Here is a 24,006-nt window from a genome sequence, read left to right on the forward strand (position 1 = left end):
ACCCGGCAGGGTGTGTGGGGGAGTTCGGGAATCGCACCGGCGAGCGCCGGAAATGGCACACTGAATGGGCACGCCACGCACACGGGGGGCTCCGTTCACGGGCCCGGAGGTACCAGGCGCTCGGCGAAAGGTGCTGCCATGGAATCGCGGCTCATGGTGGAGGGTTCGGAGGGACCGGAGTCCGTCGCGGACCTCCGGGACTGGCTCGGCGACGAGGATCTGCTGCACGGGCGCGTACGCGTCCCGGTGTACGCGCCGCGGCCCGGCGACATGGGCGCGTGGTCCGACACGCTGCTCGTGGCGGTCGGAACCGGCGGCGCGGTGACCGCTCTTGCCCGGTCGCTCGCGGTGTACCTGCGGCAGCCTAGGCGCAGGACCGTACGCGTCAAAGTGGTCGCCCCGGACGGCAGCCGTACGGAACTCACCGTGCAGCACGCCAGGAACGTCGCCGAGGTCGAGCAACTGCTGCGCACGGCACTGCATTCCGACGCCGCGGACGGCGCCGCGGATGACGGCGCCACGGACGACGGGGCCGCGGCCCTTCCCGACGGCCCCTCCACCGGTGGGGCACCCGACACCGGGCCGTAGCCGTGCTGCGCCCGCCCGATCCGGTCCGCTCGCGCGCCGTGCTCGTGGGGGTGGCCGAGTACCCGCAGGACTCCCGGCTGCCCGGCATTCCCGCCGCCCGTACCAACGTCCGCGACCTGCGCCGTCTGCTCACCGAGGGCAGGCCCGGCGCCTTCGCCGCGGAGCACGTGTACATGGTGGTGGACCCGGCCACTCCGCGCGACCTCGGCATGCCCCTGCTGGAGGCCGCGCGCCAAGCCGAGGACGTTTTCCTCGTCTACTACAGCGGGCACGGGCTGATCGGCCAGGAGCGGCGTGAGCTGTACCTCGCCCTGTCCGGTTCGGACGCCGAGGCCCCGTCGTTCACCGCGCTCCCGCTGCAAGGCGTCCGCGAGGCGTTCCTGGCCAGCCGGGCCCGGAACCGCGTGCTGATCCTGGACTGCTGCTTCTCCGGCCGCGCCATCAGCGGCGCGCTGTCCGGCGCGCACGAGCCGCTGGACGAGCAGATGGAGATCTCCGGTACGTACACGCTGACTTCGGCGTCCGCGACCGAGGTCGCCCGGTTCGAGGAGGGCCACCGGCACACCGCCTTCACCGGCGAGATGCTGCTCGCGCTGCGCGACGGCATACCCGGGGCGCCGGGGGCGGAGGTGACCTTGGGCGCCCTCTACCGGCACCTCAAGCGGGTGCTGCCGACCCAGGGGTTTCCGATGCCGCGGCACTGCGGCACCGACACCGCCGAGTTCCTGGTCCTGGCCCGGCCCACCCGGCGCCGCCGGGGCCGCGGTCGCGCCACCGGTCCCGGCACCGCGGACGTGGTCACCGGATCACGTGAGGACCTGCTGATCCGTACCGACCTCGGCCTGCGTACGGGCGAAGCCGGGCAGAGCGACGAGGCCGTGCGGCTGCTCGGCGAGGTCGTCGCGGACATGACCCGCGTCCTCGGCCCGGACGACCCGTCGACGCTGAGCGGGCGGATCAGCCTCGCCCACTGGACCGGCAACGTGGGCGACGTCGAGGAAGCACTGCGCCTGTCCATGGACACCGTCGTCGACATGATGCGGGTGCTGGGCCCCGAGCACCGCGCCACCCTGGTCGGCCGCAGCCAGGTCGCACACTGGACGGGCGAGTCGGGCCGTGCCGGCGAGGCCATGCGGCTGTCCACGTGGGCGGTTTCCGACCTCGTGCGCGTCCTCGGCTCCAACGACCGGGAAACCCTCGTGGGACGCTCCCGCCTGACCCGGTGGACCGGTGAGGCCGGCGACGCGGAGTCGGCAGCCCGGCTCGCCACCGCGCTCGTCCCCGACCTGTCCCGGGTCCTGGGCGACGAGGACCGCGAGACCTTCGTCGGCCGCATCGACCAGGCCCAGTGGATCGGCCGCGCCGGCGGCGGCCGACAGGCGGTACGGCTGCTGGCCGGGCTCGTCCCGGACCTGTCCTGGACGCTGGGTCCGGACGACCGCTATAGCCTGATCGGTCGCTCCCGCCTGGCCCAGTGGTCCGGCGCGGCGGGGCGACGCCGCCGCGCGCTGCGCCTGTTCGAGGGCGTGGTGCCGGACCTGGCCCGGGTGTTGGGTCCGGACGACCGCGAAACACTGGTCGCACGCGCGCAGTTCGCACACTGGCAGGGGGAGAACGGTCACCCGGCGGAGGCCGCACGCCTGTTCGCGCTGCTGGTGAAGGATCTCGCCTGGGTGCTGGGCCCGCAGGACCGGGCCACCCTGGTCAGCCAGGCCCGGCTGGCCCACTGGATGGGCGTCCAGGGCGATGTCGGTGAGGCCGTACGCCTGTTCAACGCCGTGCTGCCCGAACTGCGCAGCGCGCTCGGCGCCGACGACCCGGAGACCAGGCACAACCGTGAGCTCCTCGTCCGCTGGCGGCGCAAGGCGGACCGCCGCCTCAAGGGCCAACTCCTCTACGGACGCCGGGAGATCCGATGACTCCAGGTGACACGGCCTCCGCAGCCCTCTCGCCGCTCGCCCCCGCAGACCCCCGCCGGATCGGCCGCTACGAACTGCTCGGCAAGCTCGGCGCCGGCGGCATGGGACGCGTGTACCTGGGCCGTTCGCTGTACGGCCACCTCGTGGCGATCAAGGTGATCCGCGACGACCTCGCCGACGAGCAGCCGTTCCGCGCCCGCTTCCGGCGCGAACTGCAGGTGGCGTCCAGCGTCATCGGCCCGTTCACCGCCCGCATCATGGACGCCGACGTCGACGACGGGCAGCGGCTCTGGATTGCCACCGAGTACGTGCCGGGCCCGTCCCTGCGCGAGGCCGTCGCCTCGTTCGGACCGCTGCCGCCGGATTCCCTGCTGTCCCTGTGGCTCGCGCTGCTCGGGGCGCTGGAGACCTTCCACTCCGCCGGCGTGGTCCACCGCGACCTCAAGCCGTCCAACGTGCTGCTCGCCACGCACGGCCCCCGGGTGATCGACTTCGGCATCTCGACGTCCGACGAGGCGAGCAACCTCACGCACACCGGGGTCATCGTGGGCACCCCCGCGTACATGGCCCCCGAGCAGGCGCTCGGTTCGCCGATGGGCCCGCCGGCCGACATCTTCGCCTTGGGCTGCGTGCTGGTGTACGCGGCCACCGGGCACAGCCCCTTCGCCCGCTCGGGCGGCCCCGCGGCGACGCTGTACGGCGTCGTCCACACGCCCCCCGACCTCGCCGGCCTTTCCGGCCGGGTGGCCGACCTGGTGCGGCGCTGCCTGGAGAAGTCGCCCGAGTACCGCCCCACCATCGCCCAGCTGCTGGAGGACCTCACGCAGGAAGAGAGGCAACGCGCTGCGGACCTCCTGGCTCGCGGTGCCTGGCTGCCCGACACCGTCCAACGCCGCGCGCTGGCGCAGGCCCGAGCCGTCGACAAGTGGCGCGGCGGCGAGGTACCGGCCGCCGCGCCGCCGGCGGGCGATCCCAGCACGCCGAGTCCGACGTACCTGCCCCCGCCTGGTCTTCCGCCGCTGGGCGTGACCTCGCTGGGCGTGCCCTCGCACGCCGCCGCCTCCGGGCCGCAGGGGGGCGACACCACCCACACCTTCGTTCTGCACTCCCCTACGGCCTCGGCCCCGGACGACGCACGGCTGCCCGCGGCGGCGGGCCAGGACAGCGTGCCTCCGCCGCTCACACCCCCGCCGGGCCTCGCGGCCGACTGGGGTGGACCCCCCGACGACGACCATCCCCTGAGAACCACCACCAGCCCGCTGGACGCCGACCCGCCCCCGCTCCCCCGGATCCGCCGCGCGCCGTGGTGGCGCCGGTTCCGGTGACCAAGGTGCTCGGCGGGCAATCGCCGTTCTCCTTGCCGACACAACCGCTTCTGACCTGACCTGCACAAACACCGACCACAACCACAGAGTGAGCAGCCGTGTCCCGCCGGCCCCGCGTATCGCCGTTTGCGATCGACTTCATTGCCTTCCACAGAAAGCCCGCGCCTCGCACCCCCGCGTCGACAGGCCGGGTAGGGGTCGTGGAGATCCTTTCCGGATCCGCGGCCGAGGAAGCTGGTGCAGGGTCATGGCAGGACCAAACGACGTCGACCGGGACGTGACCCGGGAACTGACGGCCGACCACCGCGAGGTCGACCACCTCTTCGACTCTCTGGACGCGGCCCCCGCGGGCGACCCTGAGCGCAAGCGGCTCGTGGACACGCTCACGGTGGAACTGACGCGCCTCGCGGCGGCGGAGGAGGAAGCTCTCCACCCCGCCGTACGCCGGCACCTCTCCGGCGGCAAGGCGCTCGTCGCCCATGAGGTGCACGACCTCGGGGCCATCGAACGTACGCTCAAGGACCTCGAAGGCCGCGACGCGGACGACCCCGCGTTCGACCCCTTGGTCGCCACCCTCCACGAGCAGGTCAGTCGGCACGAACACGAAGACGAGGAAGGCCTGTTCGTCGAGCTGCGGCGCAACCTCTCCAAGGAGGAGCTGGACACGCTGGGCGCCGACGTACGCCGGGCGATGGCCTACACCGAAGCGCACCCCCACCTCCGCACCGCGGACACCCCGCCCGAGTACGAGCCGCTGTCCATGGCCGCGATCGAATTCGTCGACCGCCTCCGCGCGCTCTTCCACGGCCACATCCGCACCTGACCCGCGCGGCCGACCACCAGACCGGGGCGCCCTCCGCCGGCACTGCTGTCCGCCCGTCGCTGCCCGTCACCGGAGCGTTTCGAGGACGATTTCGCAGAACGGAGCGTCCCGCACATCGTCGGGGACGAGCCGGTCCGCCTCGGTCAGCAGTTCGGCCGCGTCGCGGCTGACGTCGACGTGGTCCGAAAGCTCCTTCAGCGTCATGCCCTGCCAAATGAGCTCCAGGCCCCGGGCGGCGGACCTGTCGAAGTCGCGGGCCATCCACCACAGTCCATCCAGGCGGTACACCGCGGAGATTGCGAGGCATGCCTCCAGACGCCAGGAGCGGGCGACCAGCCCGCAGACGGTGTCCCAGAAGGGCGGCACGGCTAAGTCCCCCATGCCCTGGCCGACTTCGACGGCAAGCCGGGCAACCAAGCCGTCGACAACCTCCTGCGACGACGACGCCCCCGCCGCAAGTTCCCCGAGAGCCGGCCAGTCGCAGCCAAGGCGTATCAAGGACAGCGCGATGTCACGCCACCCGTCACCGTCGACAAACCCGTCGACCGGGCAGGAGGCCAGAGACCGAGTCACCTGTGCAAGGCCGAACCGAGCCATAAGCCCGAGCGTACGCACCCCCCAACAAGGCCACGCACGGTCACGTGAGTTCGAGGTATTCGAGTCGGTCAGCGGGTCAGGGTCAGGGCGATGTCGACGATCATGTCCTCCTGGCCGCCGACGAGGCGGCGGCGGCCGCATTCCATGAGCAGGTCGCGTACGTCGACGCCGTAGCGTTCCGAGGCGGCTTCGGCGTGGCGGAGGAAGGAGGAGTAGACGCCGGCGTAGCCGAGGGTGAGGGTCTCGCGGTCGACGCGGACCGGCCGGTCCTGGAGGGGGCGGACCAGGTCGTCGGCGGCGTCCTGCAACGCGAACAAGTCGCAGCGGTGCTCGAATTCGGACAGGTCCGCGACCGCGACGAACGCCTCCAGAGGGCAGTTGCCCGCCCCCGCGCCATGGCCCGCGAGCGACGCGTCCACGCGGAAGCAGCCGTTCTCCACCGCCACCACCGAATTCGCCACCGACAGCGAGAGGTTCTCGTGCGCGTGGATGCCGATCTCGGTCTCGGGCCGCAGCACGTCGCGGTACGCGCGGACCCGCGCGGCCACGTCGTTCATGGTGAGCCGGCCACCGGAGTCGGTGACGTAGACGCAGTGCGCGCCGTACGACTCCATCAGCCGTGCCTGCTCCGCCAGTTCGGCCGGCGGTGCCATGTGCGAGAGCATCAGGAACCCGGAGACGTCCATGCCGAGTTCGCGGGCGGCCGCGATGTGCTGGGCCGAGATGTCGCCCTCGGTGCAGTGGGTGGCCACGCGGACCGAGCGCACCCCGAGGTCGTACGCCTGCCGCAGCTCGCGGATGGTGCCGACGCCCGGCAGCAGCAGGGTGGTCAGCCGGGCCCGCTCCAGCACGGAGGCGGCCGCCTCGATCCAGGCCCAGTCGCTGTGCGAGCCGGGGCCGTAGTTGAGTGAGCTCCCGGCGAGTCCGTCGCCGTGCGCCACTTCGACGGCGTCCACGCCGGCCCGGTCGAGCGCCGCGACGATCCGCTTGACGTCCTCGGTGGAGATCCGGTGCCGGACCGCGTGCATGCCGTCGCGCAGGGTGACGTCTTGGACGAAGATCGGGGTGCTCACGGGGTGGCCTCCTGGGGGTGCCGGTCGGTGGCGCGGAGGGCGGCGCGTGCGGCGGCGCGGCGGGCCGCGATCCGGTCGCCGACCCGGAGTGCGGCCGAGGTCATGATGTCGAGGTTTCCGGCGTACGCGGGCAGGTAATGCGCGGCGCCCTCCACTTCCAGGAACACCGAGACCTGGTGGGTCGGCCGGTCGGCGCCCGGCGCCACCAGGGTCTCCAGCGGCTGGTCGTCGGGCACCGCGGTGACCTGGACCTCCTGCTTGAGCCGGTAGCCGGGCACGTACTCGGCGACGGACGCCACCATCGACGCGACCGCGCGGCGGATGTCCTCGGCCGCGTTCGGTTCGGGTGCGCGTACCAGGGCGAAGACGGTGTCGCGCATGATCAGCGGCGGCTCGGCCGGGTTGAGGACGATGATCGCCTTGCCGCGCCGCGCGCCGCCGACCTCGACGATCGCGGCCGAGGTCGTCTCGGTGAACTCGTCGATGTTCGCGCGGGTGCCGGGCCCGGCGGACTTCGAGGCGATGGACGCCACGATCTCGGCGTACTCGACCGGGGCGACGCCGCCGATCGCCGCGACGACCGGGATGGTCGCCTGGCCGCCGCAGGTCACCATGTTCACGTTGGTCGCGTCGAGGTGCTGCTCCAGGTTGACCGCGGGGACGACGTAAGGCCCGAGGGCGGCGGGCGTGAGGTCGACGAGCAGCTTGCCGAACGGCCGGAGCCGGGCCGCGTTGTGCTCGTGCGCCTTCGCCGAGGTGGCATCGAAGACGATGTCGATGTCGTCGAAGCCGGGCAGCGCGATGAGCCCGTCGACCCCCTCGTGGGTGGTCGGTACGCCGAGCCGACGCGCGCGGGCCAGGCCGTCCGAGTCCGGGTCGATGCCCACCATCGCACCCATCTCCAGGTGCTCGCCGGTACGCATCACCTTGATCATCAGGTCGGTGCCGATGTTGCCTGACCCGATGACCGCGACTTTGGTCCTGCTCACGAGTCCCCCTCGTCGGCATCGGTGAAAGTGCTGGTCATGGCCCATATCGTCGGCATCAGCCGAAGGGGGCCGCAAGCAATTCGTCTCGCTGAGCAATACGCTGGGCCGGTGTCCGCCACCCCCGACCGCGCGCCCGCCGGCCCCGCCCCTGCCCGCGACCCCACCCCCAACCGGGACCCCGATCGCAACAGCGTGCTGAGCAAGGCGGCCGCGATCCTGGAGGCCTTCGCCGCCGACGACCGTGCGGTCCCGCTCGCCGAGTTGGTCCGGCGTACCGGCCTGCACAAGGCCACCGTGCACCGGCTCGCCGCGGAGTTGGTGGCCCTGCGGCTGCTGGACCGGCTGCCGGACGGATACCGGCTCAGCGGCACGCTGTTCGAGCTCGGCATGCGCGCTTCGGTGGAACGCGGCCTGCTCGAACTGGCGATGCCGTTCCTCCAGGACCTGTACGAACGCACCCACGAGATCGTGCACCTCGGCGTTCGCGAGGGAACCGAGGTCGTGTACATCGCCAAGATCGGCGGGCACCGGCAGGCACGCAGCCCGTCCCGGCTCGGCGGCCGCATGCCGATGCACTGCACGGCCATCGGCAAGGCGTTGCTCGCGTACGCCGGCGACGGTCTGCGCCGCGAGGTGCTCGCCGGCCCGCTGCCGCGCCGCACGCCGCACACCGTGGTCGCGCCGGGGAAGCTCCGCCGCCAGTTGGACGCGGTGTTGGAGGCGGGCGTGGCCTTCGAGCACGAGGAGTCCGCCGTCGGCCTGGCGTGTGTGGCCGCGCCCGTCCTCGGCCCGGACGACGAGCCCGTGGCGGCGATCAGCGTGGCCGGGCCGTCACCGCGCTTCCGCCCCGAGGCGCACGTCGCGGCGGTACGCGCCGCGGCGACCGCCCTGGGCACGGTCCTGGCCCGGCGCGACGCGCTGTCCTGAGCGCGCGCAGACCCTCGCCGACAGGCAGCGCGCAGCTCGCCGCCTGCGCAACCCGGGCAGCGGACGCCTCGCCGACCCGCCGCCGGGAGGTGGTGCGCCAACACCCAATGCCGGGCGGAAAACGGTGCATCGGGGCCGTATCGCGGGCAGCCGGGTTGGTCCTATCGTTCCCGTCACGATCGCGCGGTCGGGATCATGAGGCCCTTTGCCTCACGGTCCATCCTCCCTGTAGCACGCCGCCTCCGGCGGCCATCCCACACGAGGTGGGCTTCCATGAAGCTGCGCAGCAAAATCCTGAGCGTCCTCAGCACCACGGCGGTGCTGGCGGGCGGCGCGACGGTCCTCGCCTCCCCGGCGAGCGCCGAATGCACCACCTGCGAACCCCTGGTCCGCGCGACCGTCTTCACCAACGGCACCCCGGCCGGCGAAGTCCGGTTCAAGTCCTACGGCGAGCACCTCTACGTACGCGACTTCAAGCAGGACGGCATGGCCGTCGTCGCCGAGTACTACATCGGGAACTCCGACCCGCTGTACCGCGCACGCAACACGGTCGGGGTCGGCTACACCCTCGACGTGGACCTGAACGTCCCGGAACGGTGGATGGTGCAGTTCCGGGCCTGCGTCTACAAGGGCAACACCCGCGGGTCCTGCAGCGGATGGATCACCGACTACGCCTGACGGACCGGCTTTGCCCGTCCGGGTTCCCGCGGCGCCGCCGCGGGAACCCGGACGACGACGGCGCGCGTCAGTGGACGGGAGCGGCTTCCATCTTGGACGAGCCGTTCGTCCCGCGGACGAGGAAGGAGACGGCCACCGCCAGGATGCCGAGGCCCGCGCCCCACAGGAAGGCGTCCTGAATGCCCGTGGCCTGGGCCTCGACCGAGGTGGCCCCCGAATCGGCACTGCTGTTGGCGCTCTTGGTCATGACCGTGACGAAGAGCGCGGTGCCCGCGGCGCCGGAGAACTGCTGGAGCGTGTTGAGGATGGCGCTGCCGTGCGAGTACAGGTGGGCGTCCAGCGACCCCAGCGCCGAGGTCATCAGCGGGGTCATGGCGAAGCCGATACCGATGCAGGTGAGGACGTGGGTCGTGATGACGTAGGCGATGTGCGTGTGGAGGTCGATGGCGCCCATCATCCCGAGGCCGGCGGCCATGATCATGGTGCCGGGGATGACGAGGGGCCGGGGGCCGAAGCGGTCGGCGAGGCGGCCGACCACCGGGCCGCACAGGCCCATGGCCAGGCCGCCGGGCAGCAGGGTCAGGCCGGTCTTGAGGGTGCTCAGGTCGCGCACGTTCTGGAGGTAGAGCGGCAGCAGGATGAGCGCACCGAACAGCGCCGCCATCGCGAACAGCAGCACGATGATGCCGACGACGAACGAGCGGGTCCGGAACGTCCGCAGGTCCAGCAGGGCGGCGTCGTCCCGCTGGAGGCGCATCTGCCGGAGGACGAACAGGGCGAGCGCGACCGCGCCGACGACGAGCGGTACGGCGGGCGGGACCGGCGTGTGGCCGGCGGCCGACTCGCCGATCGCGCTCAGGCCGTAGATCAGCCCGCCGAAGGCGACCGCCGACAGGAGGACGGAAAGCGGGTCGAACCGTACGGGCTTCGGCTCTCCGGCGTTGCGGACCATGACGGCGCCGACGACGAGCGCCAGCACCGCGATCGGCAGCACGGACAGGAACAGCCAGCGCCAGCTGAGGGACTTCAGGATGAGTCCGGAGAACGTCGGGCCGACGGCCGGGGCGACGGCGATCACGATCGTCACGAGGCCCATGGTCCGGCCGCGCCGGGCGGCCGGCACGAGCGTCATGATCGTCGTCATCAGCAGCGGCAGTATCAGGGCGGTCCCGGATGCCTGGATGACGCGCGCGACGAGCAGCACCCCGAAGGCGGGCGCGATGCCGGCGAGCAGGGTGCCTGCGGCGAACAGCGACGTCGCGCTCAGGAAGACGGCCCGTGTGGTGAACCGCTGGAGGATCAGCCCGCTCGTCGGGATGACCACGGCCATCGTGAGGAGGTAGCCGGTCGTCAGCCACTGGGCGGACGAGGCGTTGACGGAGAACTCGTCCATGAGCTTCGGCAGCGCGACGCTCATGACAGTCTCGTTGAGGATCATCACGAAGGCGGCCATGATCGGCAGGCCGATCGCGATCTTGACGTGGCGGGGCATCGCCTCGTCCGCCGGGGCGCCCCCTTCGGTCGCCTCTGCCAGACCCACACTGTGTTCCACGGGAGTGCTCGCCTTTCTTTCGTACGTCGAGGCGGCGGAACCGCGCCGAGGCGGATCGAGACCCCAAGCAAGGCAGTTTATGTCCTTGGTGTCAGCGACTGCCAAAAGGGTCCGGGTCCGGCCCGGTCCAGCTCGGTCCAGCTCGGTCCACGCGACCGCGCTCCCCGCACGGGCGGCGGCCACCCGGAGCCCCCGAACCACCTGCCGAACCGACTGCCGAACCGACTGCCGAGCCGGGCGTCGAACCGGGCGCTCCGCCGCTAAACGCGACAGTCACTGCAAGTCGCGTCAGCTGCTAACGTTCAGTTCATGAGCAGTTTGCGCGAACTGTCCCGGCAAGCCGTGCGAGTCCGCATCGCGGAGGCCGCGGAGGACCTGTTCCTCGCAAAGGGGTTCAACGAGACGACGGTCGACGAGATCGCCGCTGCCGTCGGCATGTCGCAGCGCAGCTTCTTCCGGTACTTCGCGTCGAAGGAAGACGTCGTGCTGGAGAAGTTCGACCGGCAGGGCGAGGAGTTGTTCGCCCGCCTGAACTCGCGCCCCCTCGACGAACCCGAGTGGGACTCGCTCCGCTCCTGCTTCGACGTCTTCATCGCCCACCTCACCGACGACACCGGACGCGACCGGGCGCTCCAGGAGATCATCGAGAGCTGCCCCTCCCTGCTCGCCGCCCAGTTGGAGCGAGTGCACCGCATCCAGGAGCAACTGGCCCAGCGCCTCGCCGCCCGCGCCGTCGCCCGGGATCCGGGTGCCATTCCGGACACCCTGGTGCTCAGTGCGCTGGTAGGTGCGGCGTTCGCATGCATCCAAGCGGCGGTACGCCAGGCATTGTGCGGCGAGGGCACCTCCGCGCAGATGGGTGCCTTCCTCGACCACGCGATGGAGGCGCTCCGGCCCCTCGCGCCCGTCGGCGTCGGCGCCGGCCTCAGCACCGGCGTCACCGCCGAACGGTGACGCGCCCCCTCGTGCCCCCTCGCGTCCGCTCGCAGCCCCGTCGCCCTCAAGGCCGAAGGCTTGGCACGCGCGTACGACGTGCGGTCCGCGGCGGACCCGGCGGCGTGCGGCTGCGGGCGGGCCACACACCGCCGGCGTTGCCTACAGGCGCAGGGGTCCCAGGCGTTGGCCGCGGTCGCCGGTGGCCTGCGGAAGGTTCTTGGCGAACGCGGCCAGGTAGTTGCCGATGAAGTGGTCCCTGACGCCGTCCGAGGCCGGGGCGAACGGGTCGGCGGTGAGGCCGCGGGCGCGGTCGACCAGGCCGGAGACCACGGGCATGGAGTCGTGGAGCTTGCCGTCCGCGTCGAAGTAGCGCAGCGCGTCGACGTGCGTGAACACGGGCGCCGGGGGGACCTGGGGGACGATGTCGTTGTTGTTGACGAAGCGGTAGCTGCGGCGGTCGAACGCCTGCTTGTGGGCGCGGGCAAGTTGCTGTTCGCACGTGCGCGGCTGACCGAAGGTGTAGACGCCGTCGGGCAGTTGCCGGGGGTCTTCGAAGTACAGCCGGGCGCCGGCGAGCATCGCGAGCGCGCCGCCGAGGCTGTGCCCGGTGAACCAGACGGTCTGCCCGTCTCCGCGCAACTCGTGGATCGTGTCCCGGACTTCGGGGTAGACGGAGGCGAGAGCCTGGTTGAAGCCGCAGTGGACGAATCCCTTGCCGCCGGGCCCCGGCACGGGCGGGGTGGTGGCGTCGGAGAGCCAGTCGCGGATCTGGGCCGGCTCGGTACCGCGGAACGCGACGACGATCATGCGGTCGCCGGCCATGACGTACGCCTGGGTGTCCTCGATCGGGAACGGCATCGCGTGCGGCGAGCGGAAGTGCCGAACCTGGTCGAATCCCCAGTCCCGGGCGGTGTTTTCGACGGTGGCTTCGTCCTTGTAGGCGAGCGCCGCCGCCTGGCACAGCCCATAGGCGTGCGCGACGCTGTAGTCGGTGGCGGCATGGTCGAGAACCGGTGCGGACACTGCGTCCTCCAAGGTCAATCCAAATGGTTGGAAATCACCCTAGGTACGCGTCCCGCCGCGGTGAACCTGTCGCACGGCGGGTTCACCCCCATGGACCAAGCACGCCGCCGCGGCGCCCGAAGAGGCTCATGGGGGCCGGAACACCCCGGAACCGGCCGGAAGAGGGGCTGCCGGGCCGCCGCCTTTCCTTGAATCCGCACGTCGGTGCCTGTAGGGGTGATGCGTTGTGATCGATTCCGTGCCGACGCGCGCCTCCGGGCGTACGGCCGCGGCACTGGACCGGTCGCGTGCCCAGGACCCTGGGCGGTCGGCGAAAGCGGAGGACGAATATGTCGATGGTGCGTGTCGAGCGGCCCGAAGCCGGTATCGCGGTCGTCACACTGGACCGGCCGGAGCGGCTGAACGCCCTGTCCTTCGACCTCGTCGACGACCTGCACGCCGCCCTGGACGAGGTCGGCGCCGACAACTCGGTACGCGTGGCCGTGCTCACCGGCGCGGGCCGGGGCTTCTGCTCCGGACTCGACCTGCGCGGGATCGGCCCGTCGTCGGTGTCGGCCGGGCTGCGCCCACCCGCCGGGGGCATGCGCTCACAGGCGCACATCGCGGACCTGGGGCCGCATCTGCGCCGCATCCCGCAGCCGGTGATCGCGGCGATCAACGGTCCGGCCTTCGGCGGCGGGCTGGCCTTGGCGTGTGCCTGTGACCTGCGCATCGCGGTCCGCTCGGCGCGGCTCAGCGTGCAGGCGGTCAAGCTCGGGGTCAGCGGTTGCGAGATGGGCGTCAGCTACACCCTCCCTCGCCTGATCGGCGGCTCTCGGGCTCATGAACTCATGCTCACGGGGCGGGAGTTCGACGCCGTCGAGGCCGAGCGCATGGGACTGGTCGCGCGCGTCGTCGACGACGGACAGGCCCTCGACGCGGCCCTGGAGACCGCCCGTACGCTCCTGTCCTACAGCCCGTTCGGGCTGGCCATGACCAAGGAGGTCATGTGGGCCAACCTCGACGCGCCGAGCTTCGAACACGCCGTCCACCTGGAGAACCGCACCCAGATCCTCGAGGGCACGAGCGGCGACATCATCGAGGCGGCGAAGGCCTTCGCCGAAGGACGCCCGCCCATCTGGGGGTCGTGACCCTCCGCGCCTCACGGGCCCCACTCACGGGAAAGCGCGCAACGTACGCCCGAACAGATCGAGCAGGGCCTCCCAATGGCGCTCCGCCGCCCGCTCGTCGTAGGAGTCGGTGTCGACCTGCGTGTAGCCGTGCAGGGCCCCGGTGTAGACCTCGGCGCGATGGCGGACGCCCGCGGCGGTCAGCGCCGCGGCGAGGCGTTCGACCTGCTCGGGCGGCATGGAGGGGTCCTGGTCGCCGTGCCCGAAATACAGCTCGGCGGTGATCCGTTCGGCCGACAGGTGCGGGCTGTCGGGCGCCTCGGACGCCAGGTGCGAGCCGTGGAACCCGGCCGCGGCGGCCACCCGGTCCGGATAGGCCCCGGCCGTACGCAGCGCCAGCGCGGCACCCATGCAGTAACCGGTGACCCCGACCGACGCGCCGGCGGTCTCCGGGCGGGCGGCGAGCCAGGTGAGATAGCTGTCGGCGTCCCGCATCGCCGACTCCGGCGTCAGCCCCTGCACCATCGGGATGATCCGCGGGATCAACGCGGCGCGCTCCCCCGCACCGATGTGCGCCGGCAGCTCCAGCACCGGCGCCGGGCCCTTGCGGTAGAACGCGTTGGGCAGCAGCACCGCGTACCCGGCCGCGGCGAGCCGGTCGGCCATGCGCTTGAGCGCGGGACGGATGCCGAAGGCGTCCATCCAGAGCAGCACCCCGGGATACGCGGCGCCGTCGTCGGGATGCACCAGATAGGCATCCGCCGTCCCGTCACGGGTGGGCACCTCGACGGCAAGTCCCCGGACAACGGTCATCGGCGGACCCTCTCACCAAGCCGGAACAAACACACGGCCGCGACGCTAAGGGCACAGCCCGCAAAGATCCAGCACCCCCGGTCGAAGCCGACAACCGAGGGCTTCCGATCACCCGGTCCCGCGGGTACGCATGCAAATGGCGGTGCCGCCGCACGGGATCGTTCGGGCCGTGGAGCAGTGGGCCTCAGGCGGGGTCGAAGCGCAGGCCCGCGCCGCGGGTCTCGAAGATGTCGGTCGCCATGCGGTCGCCGATTTCCGCCGCGTCCCAGCGGCGGCCACCCGCCGCGGTGGACTTGCGCTCGCGCCAGCCCTGCATCCAGATGATGCGGTCCTCGATGGACCGGATGACCTGACCGGTGACGTAGTGCGCCTCGTCGCTCGCGAGCCACGCGACCAGCGGCGAACTGTTGGACGGGTCCATCGGGTGCCACGCGTCGTCGGCGACGTCCTCGGGTTCGATCACCTCGCCGGCCCCGGGCATCGTCGCGGTGATCCTGGTCAGGCCCGAGGGGCCGACGGCGTTGACGGTCACGCCCGAGCGCCGCAGTTCGAGGGCCAGGGTGAGGGTCATGCCGACGATGGCGGCCTTTGCGGCGGCGTACCCGGTCTGGCCGAAGTTGCCACCGAGGCCGGCTCCGGAGGTGGTGTTGACGATGCGCCCCGTCGAGGCCGGGTTCTCCTTGGCGCGCCGGCGCCAGTACGCGGCCGCGTGGTGGCACGGTGACCAGGTGCCCGCGACGTGGACGCGCAGTACGGCGTCGAAGTCCTCGCGGGGCATGTTCCAGATCGCCGCGTCGCGGACGATCCCGGCGTTGTTGACCAGGATGTCCAGGGAGCCGTACGTGTCGACCGCGCACGCGACCATGTCACCGGCCTGGTCGTGGTCGGCGACATCCCCGTAGTGGACGCGCGCCGTGCCGCCCCGCTCCTCGATCAACTTCACCGTGGTGTCCGCGGCGTTCCCCGCGCCTTCGCCGCGCACGCTGCCGCCGAGGTCGTTGACCAGTACGCGGGCGCCCTGCCGGGCCAGTTCCAGCGCGTGCGCACGACCGATGCCCCGGCCCGCGCCGGTCACCACCGCCACCTTGCCGTCCAGAAGTCCCATGACGTTCCCCTCCAGCACTCGCCATCGGCGACCCACGGCATTGTGGATTGGCTATTGTATACATTCTATTGATGCCGAGATCAACGGGAACTCCCTTGCGGGGACGGTGATGCGCGGAAGACGGCCGACCACGAAACGATCCCGGTCGGCCACTTCATCAGGCGTGATTGCGGTCGACCTCAGGCCGGTCCCGGCGGCAGCACTCCCCCGCCCGTCGGACCGCCGAGTCCCTGGGGGTCGGCCACGCCGGCGAGGGCTTGGAAGTGCGGGTCCGGGGCGGCGCGTCGGGTCAGCCGGTCCAGGACCACGAGGCGTTCCAGCAGCGGCGGACGGCGGACCGCCGGGGCATGGGCGGCAGTCCGCTCGGCCAACGCCCTTACCCGACGCGCCACTTGGGGATTCGCGGCGCCGTAGAGGAGGATCTCGTCGAGCCCCAGGGCCACCAGGTCGCGCCAACTCGGCGCAGGGCAGCGGACGCGGATCGCGCCCGCGTCGTCGACCAGCCCGAACGTTCCCAGGGCGCGCCCGGAGAGCTTCAGGAGCGCGTCCTCGATCTGGTCCAGGGCCTGCACGGCGGTGGTGGGATCGTTGACCGCCGGAGACAGCGCGCGGATGGCGATGTCCGCGAGCAGGCGCACGCCGTACGCCGGATCCTGCTCGAAGGTGCGCGTCGGGCCGCACCGCACCGCGCCGGAGACCAGGGACGGCAAGTCCTGCGGTACGTCGCCGCCACGCGGTGCCAGGATGCGCGCGACGCGTGCCTCGGTGCCCACGAAATCGCCGACGGTGACGGTCATTTCGATCGTGCACCCGGCGTGGGCGGCCAGGCGCACAAGTTCCTCCTCGTCCAGCGAGCGCACAGTGCCCGGACGGCCGCGGAAGTGGACGTCGACCGGCGGCCGGTCGACGGCGCGCGAGTCGGACCGCGGAAGGGCGGCCGGTTCCCGAGGCGTGGGGTACACGGCTTCGACGACGTGGTGCAGGCGGTCGCCGACCGCGCGCGAGAGCCCGCCGCCGGTGACGACCGAGCGCAAGGAGGCGAGCATGCCGAGGACCACGATGGTGTCGAACAGCACCAGGGCCACCGCGAACGTGACGGCCAGGCGCGGGGTTTCGTCGGAGCCGACCTGGCTGAGGGCTACCAGCGCGTACAGGGCGGTGCCCACCAGCAGCGCGAAGACGGTGAGGAAGCGTCCGAAGTAGTGCAGTGCGCCGACCAGTCGGGGCGACATCGCCTGGATGGTCTGGATGACGAGGGTGACGGCGGTCAGCACGAAGCCGGCGAGGGTGATCATGGCGGCCGCGATGGCACCGAGCGCGGCTTGGGCCGTGGATACGTCGAACCCCAGTCCGGTCGACGGCAGATGGGCTTCGAGATTGGGCAGCACCCAGCCGAGCACCGCCCCTCCGAGGATGATCGCCAGGGAACCCGGGCGTCCGCCCTTTTCGAAGCGCGCCGACCCGCGGCTGCGCGCGCGAGGCGGCCGGACCCGCTCGACGTCCATCGGTGCTCCCGTCTTGTCGTCTGCCCAGGGGATCGTGGGTGTCGGTCACCCGCGGCGGGAGCGCGCCAGGGCGCCGGTCGAGGACAGGTCGATGGCGAAGCCGACCGCGACCAGCACCCACCCCACACCGCTCACGCCGGCGGAGGGCCGGTAGGCCAGGACGTACATCAGGGTCGCGAGCGGGAAGAAGACCAGGCCCAGCAGCGGCACGATGACCCCGGCCCACGCCCGGTCGACCAGGTTGGTGAACAGCCACACCAGGATCAGGGCAAGGCGTGGGGACAGCGCGGCGAGCAGGCCGAACAGGCAGCCGCATCCCATGCTTCCTCCCGGTTCACAGCCCGTGGCCGTACACCCATGGCGTGCCGCCTGCTGCTGCGCGACCGGCGTGTGGACCGGCTTGGGCGCCGAGGCCATGGCGATAGGTTTGCACTATTTGCCACATATCGCACTTAGGCGCACGCGTGTCCGCGCTCCTGATTCAGCACGCTTCCGAAGGCGCGGAGCTCCGCGCAGCTCAGCCGCTGAATACGGGTACGCGGATCCCGCCACCCGACACCGTGGTCACACCCACACGGCGTGACCAATCCCGGGTGACCGAGCCGGGGCGGCAAGCCCGGTTCACGCGGGATTGCGGATCCAGCGGCAGGTGGCGCAGTACATGCCCGCGTTGCGGCCGTAGCGGTGCATCGAGTCGCCGCAGCCGGCGCACGGCCCGACTTCCCAGCCCGGGCAGTCCAGGAGTACCGCCGCCGCTCGGCGCTCCGCGTCGCTGAGCCGGAATCGGTCGAGGTCGACGGTCCCCGGCCGAGGCGTCGAGTCGGTGGCTGCCCGGAACGGGGCGTGCGGATCGGCGAGGTCTCGCAGGGGCCTGGCGCCGTTGCGGTGGATCGGCGTCTCACCCCAGTGGCAGTCCAGGTCGATGTCCTCGTCCGGGTAGTCGATCTCCTCGGCCTCGTCCCCGCCGTCCTGCCCGAGCTCGGCGTCCTCGATGCCTTCGAGGCCGCGCCAGGCGTCCAGCTCCTTGGGCGCGACCCACATGTGGAAGCCCGACCGGCCCCGGCCGCGGCTGCGGATGAAATGGGGGACGTGCTCCCCGCACGCGGTCGAGACCACCAGTTCGTCGATCGTCGTGTTGTCCTTCGCGGGGCGGCACTGCGCGGGCGCCATCCAGGCGTGGTGCCACGCCCCGCAGGTGCCGCGGTGGTACGGGCAGGTCCAGTCGCTCCTGGGCGTGCACCGCCACATCTGGAGGTGCCGGACACCGCTGCGGACCATGAGCTCGCGCCCGTTGGCGATGTCCTGCCACGGCATGTCGTCGATGCGTGCCCACGGCGCCCGGTCGATGACTTCCGACCTGGCATCGTGCGTCACCCACGACGGGATGGCCCCGTTGCGCACGGTTGTCTCCGAGCGCCGCCGTACGCTGCCCGCGGAGACCGGCGCGTACTGGACCTCCCAGCCCACGCGTATGCCACCGGGCCCGGTCACCAGGGCGTCGAGCACCCCGTGCCCGTCGGAGGTCCGGGCCTCGACCTCGACATCCAACCCCCGCGCGGCGGCCGCCGCCGCGATGCGCTCCTTCGTCGCGCGGTGCCGGTTGCTCTCCTCGGGCGTGGCCCGGTGCGTCGCGGGCAAGTGCGCGGCCACCCAGCGGAGCCGGCCGCCGGCGCGCCCTCGGCGGATGAACATCCAGTGCGACTTGCCGACCCGTTCGGAGCCGCACACGCCGTACAGGTGATGGGACATGCACTCGAGCATGCGCGGATCCCGCTCCGCGACGCCCGCGGTGATCTCCTCGAGCAGGCCCTCGACTTCCGGATGTCCGAGATCACTGCGGGTCAGGTTGATGCTGATCTTGCGCTGCGCATGCCACACTCCGTTGGCCATGACAAGAGCATACGAACCGCACGCGAATCACCCAACACCCCATAATCACCCCCGACTTCCGATCTTTCGGATACGCACGGAACCAGGTGGTCAACCATGCCGCGTCGCCCCCGCCTTTGCGGCCTTGGGGCGATACAGGTGACGCCGGCGACAATTCGACCGCGCCGGGCTGATGGGTATCCGTCAATTTGGAGAACCGGCCTGGTCCCGTACGGCCCCGCTGTGTCACGCTCGCGAGCTTCGGAGGAAGCGGACGAGGACAGGACGGGATGACGAACAGGCGCTTACGCAGGTGGGTTTGGCTCGTTGTATGGCTGCTGGTGCCCGCACTCCTGGTGGGCTGCAACCGCCGGGGAGGCGGCACCCACCACAACGGGTCCTCCGGCAACTCGGACTCGTCGGGACGGTCCGGCGGTGCGGACGGGCCCGACCTGGGAGATCTACCCGTACCCGACCTCGGCTCCACGGACGGCGGCGCCGGCGGGAGCACCGACGACCAGGAACGCACCTCCGACGGCAGCGGGGAGACAGCACCAGCCGCCGAGCCCTCGCCGGAATCCGAGCCCGAGCCCGCATCTGAGCCCAGAGCCGACCCCGTGCCCACCGACCCAACTGAGGACGCCTTCCGGGCAGTTGCTCAGGGGACGTGCATTCCGACCTACCGGGACGGCAAGGACTGGGTGGTCCCCGCACCACCGCCCGCCGTGTCCTGCCAGACCCAACGCGGCGAACTCTTCTTCGTGACGCGTGTCGCCGACAGCAGTTCGGCGTGCCCGTCGGGCCCCGGACGGGACGCGTGGACCTACTCCTCGTCCGTGACCGGAAACACCACCGCCGTGTGCCTCAATCGGGTCTGGGTGAAGAACTACTGCGTGCTCGCGGAGCAGTACGGCGACAACACTTCCATCGGGACCACCACCTCGGTGCGATGCGACGCCACCCGGGTGCCCGCGCCGTACAACCAAGTCCTCGTCATCGCCGGCGCCTACCAGGTCCCCTCCACCGGCGCCGACACCTCGAACTGCCCTACCGGCCCCGGGGACAACCGCCGTTTCTGGTCCGTGTACGCCGACGACGGACGCACCCTCGTGTGCTTCACCGTCCGCGGCTGACGGCCGACCCGCCCCGCGACCGAACCGACTCCGCCGTACCGCAACCGCGGCAATACCGCTCGGAACGGGAGCCGTGCGGGCAGTCCCGTTGCGCAGGGGTTCCAACGGCTGTCGGACGGCGCGCCGTCGGCATGCGGGCGGTCGGGTCAGTGGCAGTGACCGGGATCGGTCTTCGGGCGGTCGGTGGCGGCGGGGGCGTTGGCGTTGGCGTCCAGGTTGTCAGGGCGGGCGGCGGCGACGCGCGGCCACTGGGCCGTGGGACGTCCCCCCGGCCACTCCAACAGCGGGGGCCAGTCGGGGGCGCCGCCGAGGGTCCGCGTGGCATGCCCGCGGCGCTCCCAGCCTGCCGGTGAGTCCTCCCAGTCCTCCTGACGCCCGTACACCGTGAGATCCATGAGTGCGTAGCTGTAGTCCACCGCCTCGGCCCCGCGACGTTTCGTCCAATACGTCTCGAAGACCCGGTCGCCGTCGCGCAGATAGCACACCAGGTGGAACAAGCCGAGCTCCCGGCCGACAAGAAGCGAGTCGAGCGAGGGCTGCGCGGAGTACCACGGCATCTCCCAGCCCATGAAGGCCCGGTACCGCAGACTCTCGTCGTACGACGCCTGCGCACCAGCGAAGCCGTAGGCGGTGTTTCGCCCCTGGGAGAACACGGCGAAGGTGATGTCCCGCGAGTGCAGATAGGCCAGCTCACCCACGTGGCTCATCACCCAGGTACAGCCTTCGCACTGCTCGGCGGCCGGCCGACCGGGCCACCACATGAAGTAGTAGGCGATCAACTGACGTCGCCCTTCGAACGCGTCCAGCAGTGTCGTGGGGCCGTTCGGGCCCAGCAGCGGGCTGTCCGCGGCCACCTCCACCATCGGAAGCCTGCGGCGTGCGGCCGCGATCGCGTCGCCTTCACGAGTGTGGGCCTTCTCCCGCGCCCGCAGTCCCTCCAACTGCCGCTCGAAGGCCGCACGGTCGACTGCCGGCGGCTGCGCCGCGCTCGGGTTCTCGGACATCTTCGGCTCCTGTGGGATCGCTTCGCTTCGACGACGGGTCACCAACGTTGTCACCGATCCACACCGTCATCATGCGCAACATGACCCGGCTCCACCCGTCTCCCGGGAAGCCGACGGCAGCGCCTGGTCCGCGACACGGGCGGCGCGGTCAGTGGCTCCCGATCGCCTGGTCGTAGCGGAACGCGCCGGCGGGGTCGTAGCGCCGCTTGACCTCGACCAGGCGGCCGTAGTTGCTCCCGTAGTAGGCGTGCCGCCAGTCCCGCAGGTCGGGGTCGGGGAAGTTCACGTACGCCGCCGAGGTCGCCAGATCGCGGCGCAGAATGCGGTGCATGGCGTGCGTCTGGGCCAGCAGGTCCTGGACCGTCTCCGGCTCGGTGCCGGGCGTCCAGTGCGTACCGATGTCGATGACGTACGTCGCGGCGCGGTGCGGGTAGGCGGTGTCACCCGGCGCGGGTTCGGCGCTGCTGCCGCCCATCGCGAACAGCGTGACGTAGCCCGGATTGCCGGCACCGCCCGGGCGCCACCCGCGGACCCACTCGACGATGTGCTCGACCGCCCGCGGGCCGAGCGGGCAGGTGGGCACCAGGGACCTGGACGCGCCGGCGCTGGGCTGCCCCGGCTGCTCCATGAGGTAGTCCTGCGCGGACCAGAACTGGCGCTGCTCGACGAACGCCTTCGACGGGCCCAGTTCCAGCAGCGGGGCAATCAGCTCGCGCAGCCGGTCCTCGGTGCCGAGCCGCTGCCCGAGCAGCACCACGGCCGGGTCGCGGCCGTCGCCGGGGTTCTTGAAGCCCACCCGTACGTCGAAGTCGTTGCCCCGGTCGCCGTCCAGGATCTCCTGCACGCGGTCGACCACCGTGACCGCGGAGCCGAGGTCAAAAGCCAGGTCGAACACGGTTGCCGTCTGCTCGCCGACCGGCGTGGCGTCGAAGACGAAACCGGTGTTGATGCCGAAGTTGCTGCCCGCACCGCCGCGCAGCGCCCAGAACAGGTCGGCGTTCTCGTTCTCGGCGGCGCGCACCAGCGACCCGTCGGCGAGCACCACCCGGGTCTCGCGCAGCCGGTCGCAGGTCAGCCCCCACTTGCGGTCGTTGAACCCGAGGCCGCCGCCCAGCGTCAGGCCCGCGACCCCCACCCCGGGGCAACGGCCGCCCGGAAAGTACAGGTTCGCCGAACGTGCCGCGTACACATCGGAGTTGGTGGCTCCGCCGCCGAGCGCCAGGCGACTGCCCTGGACCGCCACCGTGTTCATCCGGCGCAGGGTGATGAGCAGGCCACGGGTGGTCGAGTAGCCGGCGTAGTTGTGCCCGCCCGAGCGCGGCGTGAACGGCACACCGTGCGCCGTCGCCCAGCGGACGGCGGCCTGGACGTCGCTCTCGCTCGCGCAGGCCACGATGCCGGCCGGCAGCACGTCCGCATAACGCCGGTTGTCGGGCACCGCGAGCGCGCCGAATCCGTCGCTGCCGGGGAGGTAGAGCCCCGCGCCCGGGGTGAGTTCGGCCGCGAGCTGCCGCCAGGCCCCCGGGCCCGGAACGTCGCCGCGTCCATCGGCCGGCCTTCCGGCGGTCACGGCCGCGGCGCGCCCGCCCGCCCACGCGGTGGCCGCACCGACCGCTGCGGCCTGCGCACCCCGGCGCAGCACCTCCCGACGACTGATCGGCACCGACGGCCTCCTCCCGTGGACCGCGCAGCCGTTCGACCACCCGGTGCCGTCATCGTCGTCAAGACGACGCCCGGACGTCCCTGCGACCCGCGAGCCACCGGACGGGATTCATACGAACGGTCGCAACGAGGCAAACGCGCGCACGAGCCCACGCGCCGCCGACGTCGCCCCCGAGCCCGTCGCCGCGCACGCCGGATGAACGCCCTGTCCTCGCCGAGCCCAGGCGGAAGCGTCGCCTCCCGCGCGTGGCCGCGCCGAACGAGCTGTACGGCGCGCTCGCCGGGATGGACGCCGAATTCGCCGACATCCTGCTGGTCGGGGACGAGCCCAATCTCGACTTCGACGGCAAGGCCGTACTCGACACCTACGCCGCCGACCGCGACGTCACGGCCAAGGCGCTGCGGCAGGCGGCCGAAGGGGCGCACAGCGGCATCGCGCGGCAAGCGGTGGACGATCTCGTCGCCGGTTGGCCGCCCACGACAACATCGCACGACAAGATCGCCGGCCGACCGGTAGGCGAACGCCCGTACGATCGCCGAGACTTGGCCCGCGTAGCCGCAATTCCGCGAGGCCACCGACCTGATGCACCAGCGGCTGCTGCCCGCCGCCGACCGGTTGCTCGGCGGCGACGCGGCGGCGGTCGAACGGGCCTTCAGCGGTCGCGGCGCCGTTTACGCGGGCCTGCTCCTCGGCCTCGCGGCCATCGGCGTGCGCCCAGGCCGGCTGAGCCGCCGCCCGTCGCCCCGGACCTGATTCAGGCGTTGCCGCTCTCTCCGAGACGGGGGACGTTCACGACGTTGGTGTTGTGGACCGCGTGCACCCACCAATCGCCGTCCCGCTTGACCAGGACCCAGGTGCCCGCGTTGGCGAAGTCGCCTGCCGCGGTGGACGCATTCTGCCGCACGCACACGACCGCGGTGTCGGGTGCCGGGAACGTCACGCGTTCGAGGGCGATGCGCGTACGGAATCCCTCGACCGGGTTCGCGAGTTGGCGGCGGTGGTGGGAATTGACGGCTTCCCAGCCGTCGAACCGCTGCCCGGCCGGCGTCGTGAACGACGCGTTGGCGGTGAACCGCGCGCCGACTCGGTCGGCGTCGAACTCGCTTACCCCTGCCTGGATTTCCGCGAAGACCTCGTCGATTGCCCGCAGATCCTCGCCGGACGCGACCTGTTCAGGTACCACCGGACGATCCATTCGTACGCTCTCCCATGTTGCCCAGTCCCCCGACTGTGATCATCGCGCGGTTCCCCACCGAGTCGCCACCGCGCCTCATGTGAGACGTGGAACTTGCCGGACCGGTCAGGCGTACATCGCCACGTTGTAGAAGGTCGCAAGCGCGTCGTCGATGGGGTGGGGCTGCGGCCTACCGGAGGC

The 24,006-nt window shown here is 71.7% G+C and carries 23 protein-coding genes and 1 pseudogene; 11 read left to right on the forward strand and 13 right to left on the reverse strand.

What is annotated here, in order from left to right; all coding sequences use genetic code 11:
• Positions 1 to 138: 138 nt before the first annotated feature.
• The 4 genes from AB0C36_RS28050 to AB0C36_RS28065 all read left to right on the forward strand — a co-directional run bounded on the left by AB0C36_RS28050 (position 139) and on the right by AB0C36_RS28065 (position 4,655).
• Positions 139 to 588, forward strand: coding sequence for an effector-associated constant component EACC1 (locus AB0C36_RS28050; RefSeq protein ID WP_358359123.1), 450 nt, complete (start codon positions 139 to 141; stop codon positions 586 to 588).
• 2 nt (positions 589 to 590) lie between these two features.
• Positions 591 to 2,507: a caspase, EACC1-associated type gene (locus AB0C36_RS28055; protein ID WP_358359126.1), complete on the forward strand. Its 1,917-nt coding sequence runs from the start codon at positions 591 to 593 to the stop codon at positions 2,505 to 2,507.
• On the forward strand, positions 2,504 to 3,832 hold the full coding sequence (locus AB0C36_RS28060; RefSeq protein ID WP_358359128.1) for a serine/threonine-protein kinase: 1,329 nt from the start codon (positions 2,504 to 2,506) through the stop codon (positions 3,830 to 3,832). The genes AB0C36_RS28055 and AB0C36_RS28060 overlap by 4 nt, the downstream gene beginning before the upstream one ends.
• Positions 3,833 to 4,079: 247 nt before the next feature.
• Complete coding sequence (locus AB0C36_RS28065) at positions 4,080 to 4,655, forward strand: hemerythrin domain-containing protein (RefSeq protein ID WP_358359131.1); 576 nt, start codon at positions 4,080 to 4,082, stop codon at positions 4,653 to 4,655.
• Between the two features lie 66 nt (positions 4,656 to 4,721).
• Here the strand turns inward: AB0C36_RS28065 and AB0C36_RS28070 are convergent, their stop codons facing one another.
• From AB0C36_RS28070 to AB0C36_RS28080, 3 genes are all read right to left on the reverse strand, one after another.
• Complete coding sequence (locus tag AB0C36_RS28070; protein ID WP_358359134.1) at positions 4,722 to 5,072, reverse strand: hypothetical protein; 351 nt, start codon at positions 5,070 to 5,072, stop codon at positions 4,722 to 4,724.
• A gap of 248 nt (positions 5,073 to 5,320) precedes the next feature.
• The gene (dmpG, locus tag AB0C36_RS28075; protein ID WP_358359136.1) at positions 5,321 to 6,325 is read right to left on the reverse strand and encodes a 4-hydroxy-2-oxovalerate aldolase; all 1,005 of its coding nucleotides are present in this window, start codon (positions 6,323 to 6,325) and stop codon (positions 5,321 to 5,323) included.
• Entirely contained in the window at positions 6,322 to 7,314 is a 993-nt protein-coding gene (locus AB0C36_RS28080; protein ID WP_358359138.1) for an acetaldehyde dehydrogenase (acetylating), read from the reverse strand. Before AB0C36_RS28080 ends, dmpG begins: the two co-directional genes overlap by 4 nt.
• A gap of 192 nt (positions 7,315 to 7,506) precedes the next feature.
• On the opposite strand from AB0C36_RS28080, the gene AB0C36_RS28085 reads away from it, so the two are divergent.
• Both AB0C36_RS28085 and AB0C36_RS28090 read left to right on the forward strand, forming a co-directional pair.
• Entirely contained in the window at positions 7,507 to 8,241 is a 735-nt protein-coding gene (locus tag AB0C36_RS28085) for an IclR family transcriptional regulator (RefSeq protein ID WP_435839130.1), read from the forward strand.
• Positions 8,242 to 8,514: 273 nt separating this feature from the next.
• A complete protein-coding gene (locus tag AB0C36_RS28090) occupies positions 8,515 to 8,919 on the forward strand; it encodes a hypothetical protein (protein ID WP_358359143.1) in 405 nt (134 codons plus the stop codon).
• Positions 8,920 to 8,986: 67 nt separating this feature from the next.
• Here the strand turns inward: AB0C36_RS28090 and AB0C36_RS28095 are convergent, their stop codons facing one another.
• Complete coding sequence (locus AB0C36_RS28095) at positions 8,987 to 10,459, reverse strand: MDR family MFS transporter (protein WP_358359145.1); 1,473 nt, start codon at positions 10,457 to 10,459, stop codon at positions 8,987 to 8,989.
• A 321-nt stretch (positions 10,460 to 10,780) separates the two neighbouring features.
• Here AB0C36_RS28095 and AB0C36_RS28100 point away from each other — a divergent pair, with 321 nt between their 5' ends.
• Positions 10,781 to 11,425 carry a TetR/AcrR family transcriptional regulator gene (locus tag AB0C36_RS28100; RefSeq protein ID WP_358359148.1) on the forward strand — a complete coding sequence of 215 codons (645 nt, stop codon included), beginning with the start codon at positions 10,781 to 10,783 and terminating at the stop codon, positions 11,423 to 11,425.
• 141 nt (positions 11,426 to 11,566) lie between these two features.
• Here AB0C36_RS28100 and AB0C36_RS28105 read toward each other — a convergent pair whose 3' ends face one another.
• Positions 11,567 to 12,430 (reverse strand): lipase family protein, encoded by an 864-nt coding sequence (locus AB0C36_RS28105; RefSeq protein WP_358359151.1) that lies wholly within the window; start codon positions 12,428 to 12,430, stop codon positions 11,567 to 11,569.
• Positions 12,431 to 12,759: 329 nt separating this feature from the next.
• Here AB0C36_RS28105 and AB0C36_RS28110 point away from each other — a divergent pair, with 329 nt between their 5' ends.
• The gene (locus tag AB0C36_RS28110; RefSeq protein ID WP_358359153.1) at positions 12,760 to 13,560 is read left to right on the forward strand and encodes an enoyl-CoA hydratase/isomerase family protein; all 801 of its coding nucleotides are present in this window, start codon (positions 12,760 to 12,762) and stop codon (positions 13,558 to 13,560) included.
• A gap of 24 nt (positions 13,561 to 13,584) precedes the next feature.
• Here AB0C36_RS28110 and AB0C36_RS28115 read toward each other — a convergent pair whose 3' ends face one another.
• From AB0C36_RS28115 to AB0C36_RS28135, 5 genes are all read right to left on the reverse strand, one after another.
• Positions 13,585 to 14,352, reverse strand: coding sequence for a dienelactone hydrolase family protein (locus AB0C36_RS28115; protein ID WP_358359155.1), 768 nt, complete (start codon positions 14,350 to 14,352; stop codon positions 13,585 to 13,587).
• A gap of 184 nt (positions 14,353 to 14,536) precedes the next feature.
• Entirely contained in the window at positions 14,537 to 15,457 is a 921-nt protein-coding gene (locus AB0C36_RS28120; RefSeq protein WP_358359157.1) for an SDR family NAD(P)-dependent oxidoreductase, read from the reverse strand.
• Positions 15,458 to 15,636: 179 nt separating this feature from the next.
• Complete coding sequence (locus AB0C36_RS28125) at positions 15,637 to 16,962, reverse strand: DUF2254 family protein (protein WP_358359160.1); 1,326 nt, start codon at positions 16,960 to 16,962, stop codon at positions 15,637 to 15,639.
• Between the two features lie 45 nt (positions 16,963 to 17,007).
• On the reverse strand, positions 17,008 to 17,283 hold the full coding sequence (locus AB0C36_RS28130) for a hypothetical protein (protein ID WP_358359162.1): 276 nt from the start codon (positions 17,281 to 17,283) through the stop codon (positions 17,008 to 17,010).
• A 300-nt stretch (positions 17,284 to 17,583) separates the two neighbouring features.
• Positions 17,584 to 18,852, reverse strand: coding sequence for a competence protein CoiA family protein (locus tag AB0C36_RS28135; protein ID WP_358359164.1), 1,269 nt, complete (start codon positions 18,850 to 18,852; stop codon positions 17,584 to 17,586).
• Between the two features lie 269 nt (positions 18,853 to 19,121).
• Between AB0C36_RS28135 and AB0C36_RS28140 the strand changes: the two genes are divergently transcribed.
• The gene (locus AB0C36_RS28140; RefSeq protein WP_358359167.1) at positions 19,122 to 19,964 is read left to right on the forward strand and encodes a hypothetical protein; all 843 of its coding nucleotides are present in this window, start codon (positions 19,122 to 19,124) and stop codon (positions 19,962 to 19,964) included.
• A gap of 146 nt (positions 19,965 to 20,110) precedes the next feature.
• Here AB0C36_RS28140 and AB0C36_RS28145 read toward each other — a convergent pair whose 3' ends face one another.
• Together AB0C36_RS28145 and AB0C36_RS28150 are read right to left on the reverse strand one after the other, a co-directional pair.
• Positions 20,111 to 20,968 (reverse strand): DUF899 family protein, encoded by an 858-nt coding sequence (locus AB0C36_RS28145; RefSeq protein ID WP_358359168.1) that lies wholly within the window; start codon positions 20,966 to 20,968, stop codon positions 20,111 to 20,113.
• Positions 20,969 to 21,116: 148 nt separating this feature from the next.
• Positions 21,117 to 22,631 carry an FAD-binding oxidoreductase gene (locus tag AB0C36_RS28150; protein WP_358359170.1) on the reverse strand — a complete coding sequence of 505 codons (1,515 nt, stop codon included), beginning with the start codon at positions 22,629 to 22,631 and terminating at the stop codon, positions 21,117 to 21,119.
• 110 nt (positions 22,632 to 22,741) lie between these two features.
• Here AB0C36_RS28150 and AB0C36_RS43380 point away from each other — a divergent pair.
• Together AB0C36_RS43380 and AB0C36_RS28155 are read left to right on the forward strand one after the other, a co-directional pair.
• Positions 22,742 to 23,080: pseudogene (locus AB0C36_RS43380) on the forward strand (GlnX family signal transduction membrane protein); the annotation flags it as partial.
• A 133-nt stretch (positions 23,081 to 23,213) separates the two neighbouring features.
• Positions 23,214 to 23,384: a hypothetical protein gene (locus AB0C36_RS28155; RefSeq protein ID WP_358359171.1), complete on the forward strand. Its 171-nt coding sequence runs from the start codon at positions 23,214 to 23,216 to the stop codon at positions 23,382 to 23,384.
• 1 nt (position 23,385) lies between these two features.
• Here the strand turns inward: AB0C36_RS28155 and AB0C36_RS28160 are convergent, their stop codons facing one another.
• Positions 23,386 to 23,814 carry an SgcJ/EcaC family oxidoreductase gene (locus tag AB0C36_RS28160; protein ID WP_358359174.1) on the reverse strand — a complete coding sequence of 143 codons (429 nt, stop codon included), beginning with the start codon at positions 23,812 to 23,814 and terminating at the stop codon, positions 23,386 to 23,388.
• Positions 23,815 to 24,006: the final 192 nt, after the last annotated feature.

The sequence above is a fragment of the Streptodolium elevatio genome (genome assembly GCF_040649515.1).
GTDB classification, from domain to species: Bacteria; Actinomycetota; Actinomycetes; order Streptomycetales; family Streptomycetaceae; genus Yinghuangia; species Yinghuangia elevatio.

What these genes read in the sequence shown, in the direction of transcription:
- AB0C36_RS28050 (WP_358359123.1), top strand. Translation starts at nt 139, where the DNA reads ATGGAATCGCGGCTCATGGTGGAGGGTTCGGAGGGACCGGAGTCCGTC.
- AB0C36_RS28060 (WP_358359128.1), top strand. Translation starts at nt 2,504, where the DNA reads ATGACTCCAGGTGACACGGCCTCCGCAGCCCTCTCGCCGCTCGCCCCC.
- AB0C36_RS28065 (WP_358359131.1), top strand. Translation starts at nt 4,080, where the DNA reads ATGGCAGGACCAAACGACGTCGACCGGGACGTGACCCGGGAACTGACG.
- AB0C36_RS28090 (WP_358359143.1), top strand. Translation starts at nt 8,515, where the DNA reads ATGAAGCTGCGCAGCAAAATCCTGAGCGTCCTCAGCACCACGGCGGTG.
- AB0C36_RS28100 (WP_358359148.1), top strand. Translation starts at nt 10,781, where the DNA reads ATGAGCAGTTTGCGCGAACTGTCCCGGCAAGCCGTGCGAGTCCGCATC.
- AB0C36_RS28110 (WP_358359153.1), top strand. Translation starts at nt 12,760, where the DNA reads ATGTCGATGGTGCGTGTCGAGCGGCCCGAAGCCGGTATCGCGGTCGTC.
- AB0C36_RS28115 (WP_358359155.1), bottom strand. Translation starts at nt 14,352, where the DNA reads ATGACCGTTGTCCGGGGACTTGCCGTCGAGGTGCCCACCCGTGACGGG.
- AB0C36_RS28120 (WP_358359157.1), bottom strand. Translation starts at nt 15,457, where the DNA reads ATGGGACTTCTGGACGGCAAGGTGGCGGTGGTGACCGGCGCGGGCCGG.
- AB0C36_RS28125 (WP_358359160.1), bottom strand. Translation starts at nt 16,962, where the DNA reads ATGGACGTCGAGCGGGTCCGGCCGCCTCGCGCGCGCAGCCGCGGGTCG.
- AB0C36_RS28130 (WP_358359162.1), bottom strand. Translation starts at nt 17,283, where the DNA reads ATGGGATGCGGCTGCCTGTTCGGCCTGCTCGCCGCGCTGTCCCCACGC.
- AB0C36_RS28135 (WP_358359164.1), bottom strand. Translation starts at nt 18,852, where the DNA reads ATGGCCAACGGAGTGTGGCATGCGCAGCGCAAGATCAGCATCAACCTG.
- AB0C36_RS28140 (WP_358359167.1), top strand. Translation starts at nt 19,122, where the DNA reads ATGACGAACAGGCGCTTACGCAGGTGGGTTTGGCTCGTTGTATGGCTG.
- AB0C36_RS28145 (WP_358359168.1), bottom strand. Translation starts at nt 20,968, where the DNA reads ATGTCCGAGAACCCGAGCGCGGCGCAGCCGCCGGCAGTCGACCGTGCG.
- AB0C36_RS28155 (WP_358359171.1), top strand. Translation starts at nt 23,214, where the DNA reads ATGCACCAGCGGCTGCTGCCCGCCGCCGACCGGTTGCTCGGCGGCGAC.